Below are 6,651 nucleotides of genomic sequence, written 5' to 3'. Positions count from 1 at the left end.
TTGGGCAATCGGCACAATCTCACCAGTGAAGCGGGAGATTTGTGTCATAGGCAACCAAATCTCTCCGCTTCAACTCCTTTGATTTAGCGACCCATCCCGACGCCGTCTAGTGATTCAACAGAGCCCTCTTGGAATACTACACCGCTCGTATTTGCTGAAAACCGGTATATATTGCAATGAGGCCCACATACTTCATAGGTCAAAATAGACCGTACATTATGCTCACATGGGCCAAGCTCTTGCTTTTCTACGGTGCGAACGTGGTGGTGTGGCTCGGAATCGCATTACTGTACGTTCATTACTTCCACGAATCCGACGAGGAAATTCTTGGAAACGCCCAAGACGAGTCCAGTACCGATCGGGGGGTCGATCATGGTTGAGACTATCATCTACGTCGAGTTTATTCTCTATCTTGTCGCTCTCCTCGTGATCGGCGCGTACGGCAGCCGCCTCACCGACTCAGTCCCCGACTATCTGCTTGGCGGTCGCAAATTGAACATGTTCACTGGCGCGTTAAGTGAACAGGCAAGCTTGTGGAGCGGATGGCTTGTCGTCGGCTTCCCAGCACTTGTCTACGCGAACGGTATCTCGTCGTTGTGGTGGATGGTCTGGCAGATCCCGCTTGGACTCGTGACTTGGGGGATACTGGCGAAACGGATCGGCCGCTATTCACGCGTCCTGAAGTCCCTGACTATCCCTGGGTTTCTATCCTCCCGATACGGAGATACCAGCCACCTCATCCGCGCCACAAGCACGCTCATCATCGGTGTGTTCATGGCGGGATACATCGCAGGCCAATTACTTGCCGCCGCCAGCGCAATCTCCGTCGGCTTTGAACTCTCCTACGAGCTCGGGTTCGTGATTTCACTCAGTGTCGTCGTCATCTATACCGTAATGGGTGGATTCACCGCGTCGGCATACACTGACGTCCTTCAGGCACTGTTGATGACCGCCTTCGCCATCATCGTCCCAATCGCCGTATTGGTGGTTATTGGTGGACCAAGTGAGCTGATGACCCAGTTCAACAACGTTGCCAGTGACAATATGACTTCGTTTACTGGTGGCCGGTCGCCGTATGAGTTCCTCATCTTCTCGACAATTGCTGTCATCGCTCTGGGGGGGCTGGGTCAACCGCACGGCGTCGTCCGATACATGGGATGGAACGGCCGTCCAGAGCCGGCTACGCCATGATTGTCGCGGTTGTATTCATGCTGATCGCGCTGATCGGGATCCCGATCATCTCAATTGGTGCAGTAGTGATGCTTCCTGGAATCGAAAATCAGGACCTCGTCGCGCCAATGATGATTCTCGAAACGCTCCCACCGTGGCTGGCTGGGTTCCTCCTTGCAGGAGGCGTCGCAGCAATTATGAGCACCGCTGACTCGCAGCTCCTTGTCGCTGGCAGCGCGTTCGGCGAGGACGTGTACGACGGAATTCTCAATCAGGACGCAAGCGACAAACAAATTCTCCTCGCCAACCGCGTGGCCGTCCTCGCCATCGGCCTCTTGGCTGCTGCTTGGGCTTGGGTGACACCAGGGTCAGTGCACACGACAATCCTGTTCGCATGGGCTGGCCTTGGTGCGAGCATCGGCCCCCCGCTCGTTCTGTCCGTCTATTGGAAGAAAACAACAGGGCCTGGTGTCCTTGCAGGAATGCTTGTTGGACTGGTCACAACGATCATCTGGAATCAAGCGTCCGGGGGGCCGGGCATGATCTTCGACGTTTACGAACTCCTGCCATCATTCACATTGGGCATGCTCGCAGTCATCATCGTGAGCTACCTCTCCGGCCCGCCGAAACGCGGTGAAGACGAAATCGAACGGGAACTTCAAGAAATTGCGAAGCCGCTGCAAGACGAAATCGACCTCGTCCGGGAACGACAAGAAGTCGCAGAGGCAGCCTCGAGCCAGCAGTCACCGCAGCCAACGGCGCTTACAGAAGAAGAGATCGCAACAGCCTATCTTGCAGACCGGCAGCTAGATGATCTCTCCGCGGCGGATAGCTAACTTCCTCAGCGCCCAAGAAATTCGTCATTGAATCGCTTCGGGGGTTTGACCTCCGAGGCACGTACCCCAATCAACCTGTGACTTCTTCTATCATAGTCTATTAATTTCTGATGATTATATATATATTTTTCATCAAAACATTTAATTTTTGATTGGGTTCGGCGAGGCACGGTCTAGTTCTGGACGTCCTCGATCGGTGTGTTTCAATCGAGCGATTGATGCGGTCTGCGGCGGTTGCAGTAATGCATGAACTATTCAAGCCACTCCCGTACGCTCAACCGACTGTCGACCCAGGAATTATGGAAGTGGTCGACCCGCATCTTGGGGGGCGTGAACCCATTTTTCGATGAGGTTTCGGTTAGTATAGTTGACCCGACCGCTCAACCTTAATCAAGCAAGGGAGGTCCGATAGCCGAATTGATCGACCAGAAACTCCACCTCTGAGAGATAGTGTTTCTCATGGAGTCCAGCTAGGAACGCATCCGCCGGATCAGTACCATGTCGTCCGAACAACGCGACATCGAGAATCAGCTTCGTGCCGATATCTATTGCAGCATACAACCAAGACACTTACCGTTAATTTTGACAGCGGTCTCGTCAACGGCGACCCTTGACGGCTCGCCTCAGGCGGGTCGCAGCCGTTGTCAGCTAGCCGATTCATCCAGTTCCAAACCACTCCATGAGATCGTTGGACGGCTCATTTCGCTAAGATCGTTGTTATTTCTCTGAGAGAACAACCGGTTTGGTGGAGGCGGACGGCGAACGCCCTGACGGGCGTCGCCGTCCGCTCTTTCTCCCAGGATTCTTCTAAGTCTGGTTCATAGCTCTTGATGAGTAGGTCTGCGATCATCTCCCCAATTCACTCAACGACCTACTCACTTCTCAAACTCACTTAACTAGACAGTGCCATTTTGAAGAGCTGTCGGATTTTAATAACCCTAGTTCTATACAGTGTTCTTGGTTTAGTAAACTGGTACCATGGATAGTTCTGGAGCTTGAGCTATACTCTGCTACATTGGTTAACTCGTAGCACTAACAAGTGGTTGTTATTTATACTCTATCAGATCCCTCTGAACGTATTAGTGGCAGACGAGTGTATGATGACACTTGAACCGCTAACTTGTGATTGGGCACTGTTCAGACTGAATGATTTTAGATGAAGGCGGTGGTTTACAGCCATGTTTCGACGGTTGCTGGCTCAGCGTGCCAAAAATGATTTCTGAATTGGTTGGTTCGGCATTTTAATTCTTTGAAGATGCGTTCTGCGGCATTCCGATTCCAATGTGTTTGATGCTGGAAGCAGCGTCCGTGGTGATGGGGTGCAGCCTGAAACCATGGCGCTCCATCAACCAAGAACGTTGCCGCTTCGACGTGATGTTTCTCGCGGAGTTCACGGAGAAACAGCTCAGTGAGAGTCTGTATTCGCGTCGAAAACAGCCGGACGTGGAGGTATTTCTTGGTTGCTGCATCGACAGCAGTATACAGCAAGTAACGCTGGTTGTTGAGTTGGATCACGGTTTCGTCGATCGTAACGTGATCCGGGCTTTTTCGCCAGTCGGCTGTAAGCCGGCTTTCTCCCAGCCAATAATGAACGGTTGATTGAGCATGTTCGACACCGAACGTATCGGGACTTAAAACTGTATTCGAAAGTGATAGTCCGGACACATGGAGATGGATACCGAGTTTCATTAGTCACGCAGTGTCTCTTCTCGCTCCACAAACCTAACTCAATCCAGATGGTACCACCGGTAAGGCGGATGATTTCGGGCATGGATACCTAGCAATCCATCCGTCCCATTCTTTAATCCTAATCTAAACAGGGCCCCCTGATTGTGTATGTATCATTATAAGAGAAGCGACCAGTCAGGTTTGAGTAGCCATTGATATATCGCGGTTATGAATCCCATTTTTATTAAGGCATGCTTCGCTTCTCCGGGTATATTTTGCTACGACACTAAGTCAACTGCTCGGAAAATGATAGTTAGGAAACCGGTTGAAGTAAGGTAGGTGCGTATTACTCCTCCTGGGCTGGCGGCTGTGAACTAGCTAATCCACTTTGGCTGGTACGAGGCCACAGAAGGGACGCACCGATTGCGGCAATGAACCCGATTGGAGGTGCGATGAGCCGCACAGTAATAATCGAGCTAAATCCTAGCGAAACCCAGAGAATCGTTGCTGCCGGGCCGGCCACAAATGCTGCAATGAGCCCGGCTTTTGAGAAGTAGCGTTCCCGGAAGAATAGCAGTGTGAAGGCAGGACCGAAAGCGGAGAAAAGACCGGTTCCAGCGTAGCTCACTAAGGTATAGACAAGGTTCGACGTCAGGACTGCGGTAAGGAGTCCAACAGCCCCAACAGCAAGGGTCGCAATACGTGAGATTCGTAACTCGACTTTCTCACTGAACTCGCGGTTTTTAGTTAACACCTTATTGTAGATGTCCTGTGCGGCCGAAGAGCTGGCAACCACGATCTGTGAGTCTGCAGTTGACATCATTGCTGCGAGTGCCCCCGCGAGCAACACTCCGCCCAGTAAATCAGGAGCATGGGTTAGTACCATATACGGAAGAACCATTTCGCGGTCTGCTTGAATGGTCTGCGGCGCGCCGTTGAGAACACGCGCCAGAAGACCCAGTAGAAGCGCACCCGAGGAGGTTAATAACCCCCAGACGCTTGCGACGACGATGGCGGTCTGACGGTCGCTGTCGTCGCGGATTGCCATCATTCGTGCGTTCAAGTGAGGATACCCACCAAGGTATTGGAAGAGCCAGCTTAGACCTGCACCGACGAAGATGAGTGCTGCTGCACCCTCTCGCCCGCCAAAGAGTGATGTGCGATGTCCACCTGAGGCAGCGAGCCCACCCATGAGTGAGGTTGTTGGGTCGAGGAATAGGTTGATAAGCAGGTACCCTGGTAGTACGACCAGCGTGATTAGCATCAATAGTGCTTGCATGGCGTCCGTCCACACGACTGCGGGGAATCCGCCAGCAAGTGAGTACGCGGTGACGAGCACTGCAATGGCGAGTAAACCGAGGAATGGGTCAATTCCGAAGACTTTCTCCAGAATTTTTCCGCCGGCGAGGAATTGTGCTCCGACGTAACCCATATAGAATATGAAGGTTACAATGGCGGGCAGGACGCGTATGATCGGGGCATCTGAGGGCAGTTTTTCGGCCAACAGGCCGATTGGTGTAATCGCGCCTGTTTCTTTGCGGCCCTCCATGAATGGGCGAGCATAGACTATCCACTGGAAGATGGCACCGAATGTTGTGCCGACGAGTACCCAGACGGCTGAAACACCGATGGCCCATGCCAATCCTGGAACACCAAGTAGCAGCCATCCGGACATTCCGGAGCTACGTTCGGAGAGGGCGAGTGCCCAGCCTGGTAGCTTCTCACCTCCGAGAAAGAAGTCCATCTCTGTTTCAATGATTTTTGACGCCCAACGTCCGATCACAATCACGAGTATCAGGTATCCAACTAATCCGATGGATGTGTGAATGCCAGCTTGTACCATGTTACGTCTCTCCACCCTGCCGTATTTTACCGACCAATATAATGGTTTTCATCACCATCTCACGGCCTTCCTCATGTTTTATACCCACACAGTTGACATCCGCCTCCGGATGAAGGCGGAGAAATCCCGAGGTTGGGATCTTACGGTTTGGAGTCTACCACCTCTCGTCGAGGTTGGAATCCCCGAGAGAGGTCATGGAGGTAGACTGCGGGCTGTGCCAACCAGCCGGTACTCCTATCCCCAGACAACTGCCCGGAAGACTCGGAGTTACTTTCATTCAGGTCAAGACGGATGTTTTCCGCCCCATTCACGTCGGCGTTGAACGCCCCATCACACGTCTCGCAGACATACAGGCCCCGCTCAACACGCTGACTCTCATCCTCTCCCCCACAAACGCAACACGTTTTACTCGTGTTGTGTTCGGATACTTCCAGACCTCGATCCCCTCGACTTTCGCTTTGTATTCGAGGATGTACTCCCATGCTTTCGGGTGTTCTTTGTGATTCACGCCTTTTGAGAGGCGGACGCGATTGTTTTGGTGTCGTGGTTGATGCCGTTTTGCTTCCACGTCACCGTCGAACGAGGATGTTCTTCGTGAACGCGGCGGCCCTGTTAGTCGTAGTAGTTTTGTTTGCGATAGCCGGGCGGGTTGTCTCGCTCGTCGTCACTGGAGTCCCAAGAGTTGAAGGCTTCAGCGAGTTCCTCCAGAACGCGCTGACTGGACTGTGAGTGTAGTCCGTTGTATTTTGGATGAGTCTTCAACTCGTCTTTCAGCTCGCTGTGGGCCGGAATTTCCCTGGTTTCGTCCCAGACTTGGCGGGAATAGTAGTTCGCAGCGTTCCAGAGTTTGCTGGCACTCCAGCCGTGTCGGTCGAGCGACTCCGCTACCTGACTGTGGTTGCGGATTGTCGCTCGATGGGGTCGGTGGACTTCCAGCATACTGTCGAACGGCTGTATAATGTCTTATACTTATTTCTCTTCTAAAAGGTCCGGGTTGAGAACGGTGGAATATCCGGCCCTGTCGGAGTCGATGGACTGTGTCACTGAGTGACGGCGCGTATCCACGGCCTAAACGCCGTGGGATTGCGCCTGCTCAGCGTATGATTCGTTATTCGGTCACATGACCAAGTCATC

3 protein-coding genes and 3 pseudogenes are annotated in these 6,651 nt (G+C 52.7%); 2 read left to right on the top strand and 4 right to left on the bottom strand.

Going from position 1 to position 6,651, the window contains the following annotated elements; translation table 11 throughout:
• Window positions 1-372: 372 nt before the first annotated feature.
• Window positions 373-1,191 (top strand): sodium:solute symporter family transporter, encoded by an 819-nt coding sequence (locus LPA46_RS18920; RefSeq protein WP_269073754.1) that lies wholly within the window; start codon window positions 373-375, stop codon window positions 1,189-1,191.
• Complete coding sequence (locus tag LPA46_RS18915) at window positions 1,188-2,006, top strand: sodium:solute symporter family transporter (protein WP_269073753.1); 819 nt, start codon at window positions 1,188-1,190, stop codon at window positions 2,004-2,006. The genes LPA46_RS18920 and LPA46_RS18915 overlap by 4 nt, the downstream gene beginning before the upstream one ends.
• Window positions 2,007-2,209: 203 nt before the next feature.
• On the opposite strand, the pseudogene LPA46_RS17535 reads toward LPA46_RS18915, so the two are convergent.
• The 4 genes and pseudogenes from LPA46_RS17535 to LPA46_RS17520 all read right to left on the bottom strand — a co-directional run bounded on the left by LPA46_RS17535 (window position 2,210) and on the right by LPA46_RS17520 (window position 6,456).
• Window positions 2,210-2,856: pseudogene (locus tag LPA46_RS17535) on the bottom strand (IS6 family transposase).
• A 320-nt stretch (window positions 2,857-3,176) separates the two neighbouring features.
• Window positions 3,177-3,777, bottom strand: a pseudogene (locus tag LPA46_RS17530) (DDE-type integrase/transposase/recombinase).
• Between the two features lie 243 nt (window positions 3,778-4,020).
• On the bottom strand, window positions 4,021-5,517 hold the full coding sequence (locus LPA46_RS17525) for a sodium/proline symporter (RefSeq protein ID WP_230893633.1): 1,497 nt from the start codon (window positions 5,515-5,517) through the stop codon (window positions 4,021-4,023).
• A gap of 140 nt (window positions 5,518-5,657) precedes the next feature.
• Window positions 5,658-6,456, bottom strand: a pseudogene (locus tag LPA46_RS17520) (zinc ribbon domain-containing protein).
• Between the last annotated feature and the right edge of the window lie 195 nt (window positions 6,457-6,651).

The organism is Halobacterium sp. KA-6, assembly GCF_021029015.1.
Classification (GTDB): domain Archaea; phylum Halobacteriota; class Halobacteria; order Halobacteriales; family Halobacteriaceae; genus Halobacterium.
The sequence above is the reverse complement of the archived record's forward strand: the minus strand, read 5'-3'. Positions and strand labels throughout refer to the sequence as shown.